The sequence below is a fragment of the Micromonospora sp. NPDC049799 genome, assembly GCF_040656655.1.
In the GTDB taxonomy this organism is placed as follows: Bacteria; Actinomycetota; Actinomycetes; order Mycobacteriales; family Micromonosporaceae; genus Micromonospora.
Genome location: NZ_JBFAMU010000586.1, coordinates 1 through 2,851 on the forward strand (window position 1 = coordinate 1; position 2,851 = coordinate 2,851).

A 2,851-nucleotide genomic window follows, 5' to 3' on the forward strand; every position below is an offset into this window, starting at 1 on the left:
GCGGACGGTACGCGGACGGCCGGCCGGCGTGCTGGCCGACGCCTCCCGCGAGGCCCAGCTCCTGGTGGTCGGCGGGCAGGGGCGCGGGGAGTTCACCGGGTTGCTGCTGGGGTCGGTGAGCCAGTCGGTGCTGCACCACGCCGACTGCCCGGTGGCGGTGGTCCGCGCCCCGCGGTGACGTCCCCGGCGGGCTCCGTCGGGTTGACCGGACCCTGCACGGGTAGACGACCGCGGTACGTCATCGGCGAGGAGACCGAGGAGGCAGTGATGCCAGGACCACGGCCGGGCAGCAACGCGTACGACAAGCAGCGGGCGCGCATCCGGAACGCCATCGACGACTCGGGGCGGCGGGTGCCGGACGACAAGGCCAACGACGTCACCAACCGGATCCTCCAGGAGGACCGGGGACAGCGGGGCGTGATCCGCGGCGAGCGGGTGTACGGCCCGAAGAGCGAGCGCGAACCCGGCGACCCGACGTGAGCGCCGCCCGGCTCCTCGACGGGGCGATCGCCGGGGCGGTCGGGAGCACTGCCCTGAACATGGTGAGCTACCTCGACATGGTGGTCCGGGCGCGCCCGGCCAGCAGTACGCCGGAGGCGATCGCCGGCCGGCTGTCCGGGGTGGCGCACGTGGACCTCGGGCCCGAGGACCGGGCGGCCAACCGCCGCTCCGGCCTCGGGCCCCTGCTCGGGTACGGGTTGGGCATCGGCGGCGGCATCGGGTTCGCCCTGCTGTCCCGGGGGCGTCGGATGCCGGTGGCGCTGGCCACCGCGGTGCTCGGCGGTGGCGTGATGACGATGTCCGACGGCTCGATGACGGCCCTCGGTGTCACCGACCCGCGTACGTGGCGGCGGGCCGACTGGTTGGCTGACCTGGTGCCGCACATCGCCTTCGGGCTGGCGGCCGCCGCCACCTGGAACCGGTTGCGAGCGCCCTGAACGGGCCGGGGCGGTCGACCCCGGCCCGTCAGGAGAGAAGCCGGGGCGGTCAGCCCCGGCTCTCGTCGTCGGCGACCGGCTCCTCCGTCGGGCCGTACGGGGAGACCTGCCCCCGAGGCACGGGACGGCCGTCGTCGCCGTGCGAGCTGCCCTTGTTGAGCGGGAAGCCACTGGGCTTCGGGCCCTTGCTGTCCTGGCTGGTGGCGCCCTTGGCGTTGCGCCGGAACTCCTGTTGCTGCGGGTTCGTCACGGGCCTCTCCCTCCGGGTGGACGACGGCTGTCCGCCGCCTGCCACAACCGGTTACCCGACGCCGACGGGCGCATGCGGAAAGGGCTAGGCGGGCACGGGACGGGTACACCCGGTGCGTGGGGGACGATCGGACGACCGCGCGGGTGCTGCTGGAGCGGCGGGGCCGGACCTACGCCGAGGAGGCGGGGATCCGGTTGGCCGACCGGCCCGGGCCGCTGTACCAGCTGCTCGTGCTGACCACGCTGCTGAGCACCCGGATCCGGGCGTGTGTCGCGGTGGCCGCCGCCCGTGAGCTGTTCGCGGCCGGTTACCGCACCCCGGCGGCGATGGAGGCGGCGAGCTGGCAGGACCGGGTCGACGCGCTGGGCCGGGGGCACTACCGCCGGTACGACGAGCGGACCGCGACGATGCTCGGCACCGGGGCGCGGCTCTGCCTGGACCGCTGGCGGGGTGACCTGCGCCGGCTGCACGACGAGGCCGACGGCCAGCCGACCCGGATGCGCGGGTTGCTGACCGGGTTCCCCGGGATCGGGCCGACCGGCGCGGACATCTTCCTTCGCGAGGCGCAGACGGTCTGGCCGGACGTGCGGCCGTACGCCGACAAGCGCACCCTGGCCGGGGCGAAGCGCCTCGGCCTGCCCGGGTCCCCGGACCGGCTGGCCGGTCTGGTCGACGGCGCGGAGTTCGGCCGGCTGGCCTCGGCCCTGGTGCGGGTGGCGCTGGGCGAGGAGTCCGCCGGCGAGGTGACCCGCGCCGCGAGCGCCTGACGGCGGTCACTTGACGGTCTTGTCCCCCGGCTTGGTCAGGTGCCACACCAGCAGGGCCGCCAGGAGGGCGAGCACCACCAGTCCGCCGGACACGCCACCGGGATCGTCCGGGCTGCGTCCGGTGGTGCCGAAGTAGATCACCGCGAGCCCGGCCAGTACGGTCAGGAAGGTGCGCATTCCTCGGTCCTTCACGTACCGGACCGTAGGCGCCGGATCCGCCCGTCCGGGGCGATTCGCCGGTGCCGTCCCCCGTCCGGGTGGCCCTCAGTCGACCTCCAGGTCGTCGAGGGAGATCTTGTGGCTCATCAGCCACCGGGCCAGCGCCGACATCCCGAACAGCCACAGCGGGGCCGACTCGGTGGTGCCGTTGGTGGCGAAGATCGCGAACCGCAGGTCCGGCGCCCGGTACGCCTCGATCCGCCACCGGTGCTGCTTGTCCCTCCAGATCGCGGACGGGTCCATGCCCGCCACGCTAGGCGACCGGCCCGGGCAGCCGGGGCGGGTTGGGCGGGGACCGTCTCCTAGGACTCCACCACCACGCGGGCGTCATCCGGCAGCCGCCGGGTGGCGCCGCGCCGGTCCAGCAGTTCCAGCAGCGGTACGGCGACGCGGCGGGTGGTTCCCAGGGCCTGCCGGGCGGCGCTGAGCGTGAACGGCTGCGGCAGCGTCGCCAGGACCCGCAGCGCGTCGTCGACCGCCCCGGGCAGCAGCACCACGTTGTCGGCGAGCTTCAGCAGCACGCCGGCGCGGACGGCCGCCCCGATCTCCCGGGGACCGAGCCCCAGGTCGGCCAGGTGCGCGGCCTCCGGGGCGCGGAACGGCTGGTCGGCGTACGCGGCACGGACCCGGGTGACCGCGCGGGCCACCGGCTCGGGCAGCGCGTCGCCGGTCGTGGC

General features: G+C 75.2%; 8 protein-coding genes. 4 read left to right on the forward strand and 4 right to left on the reverse strand.

Going from position 1 to position 2,851, the window contains the following annotated elements:
- The 3 genes from AB0I76_RS26740 to AB0I76_RS26750 all read left to right on the forward strand — a co-directional run.
- Positions 1–178 (forward strand): universal stress protein (locus tag AB0I76_RS26740; protein WP_357040955.1); only part of this gene is annotated, 178 nt, incomplete at its 5' end.
- A gap of 89 nt (positions 179–267) precedes the next feature.
- Positions 268–480: a phosphatidylethanolamine-binding protein gene (locus tag AB0I76_RS26745; RefSeq protein ID WP_357040937.1), complete on the forward strand. Its 213-nt coding sequence runs from the start codon at positions 268–270 to the stop codon at positions 478–480.
- A complete protein-coding gene (locus tag AB0I76_RS26750; RefSeq protein WP_357040940.1) occupies positions 477–938 on the forward strand; it encodes a hypothetical protein in 462 nt (153 codons plus the stop codon). The genes AB0I76_RS26745 and AB0I76_RS26750 overlap by 4 nt, the downstream gene beginning before the upstream one ends.
- A gap of 49 nt (positions 939–987) precedes the next feature.
- On the opposite strand, the gene AB0I76_RS26755 is transcribed toward AB0I76_RS26750, so the two are convergent.
- Positions 988–1,188 carry a hypothetical protein gene (locus tag AB0I76_RS26755; RefSeq protein WP_357040943.1) on the reverse strand — a complete coding sequence of 67 codons (201 nt, stop codon included), beginning with the start codon at positions 1,186–1,188 and terminating at the stop codon, positions 988–990.
- Between the two features lie 116 nt (positions 1,189–1,304).
- On the opposite strand from AB0I76_RS26755, the gene AB0I76_RS26760 reads away from it, so the two are divergent.
- Positions 1,305–1,955: a hypothetical protein gene (locus AB0I76_RS26760; RefSeq protein WP_357040946.1), complete on the forward strand. Its 651-nt coding sequence runs from the start codon at positions 1,305–1,307 to the stop codon at positions 1,953–1,955.
- Positions 1,956–1,961: 6 nt separating this feature from the next.
- On the opposite strand, the gene AB0I76_RS26765 is transcribed toward AB0I76_RS26760, so the two are convergent.
- The 3 genes from AB0I76_RS26765 to AB0I76_RS26775 all read right to left on the reverse strand — a co-directional run.
- Positions 1,962–2,147 carry a hypothetical protein gene (locus tag AB0I76_RS26765; RefSeq protein WP_357040958.1) on the reverse strand — a complete coding sequence of 62 codons (186 nt, stop codon included), beginning with the start codon at positions 2,145–2,147 and terminating at the stop codon, positions 1,962–1,964.
- 72 nt (positions 2,148–2,219) lie between these two features.
- Positions 2,220–2,417: a hypothetical protein gene (locus tag AB0I76_RS26770; protein WP_357040949.1), complete on the reverse strand. Its 198-nt coding sequence runs from the start codon at positions 2,415–2,417 to the stop codon at positions 2,220–2,222.
- 59 nt (positions 2,418–2,476) lie between these two features.
- On the reverse strand, positions 2,477–2,851 hold a 375-nt coding region (locus AB0I76_RS26775), incomplete at its 5' end, for a SelB C-terminal domain-containing protein (protein WP_357040952.1).

What these genes read in the sequence shown, in the direction of transcription:
- AB0I76_RS26745 (WP_357040937.1), top strand. Translation starts at nt 268, where the DNA reads ATGCCAGGACCACGGCCGGGCAGCAACGCGTACGACAAGCAGCGGGCG.
- AB0I76_RS26770 (WP_357040949.1), bottom strand. Translation starts at nt 2,417, where the DNA reads ATGGACCCGTCCGCGATCTGGAGGGACAAGCAGCACCGGTGGCGGATC.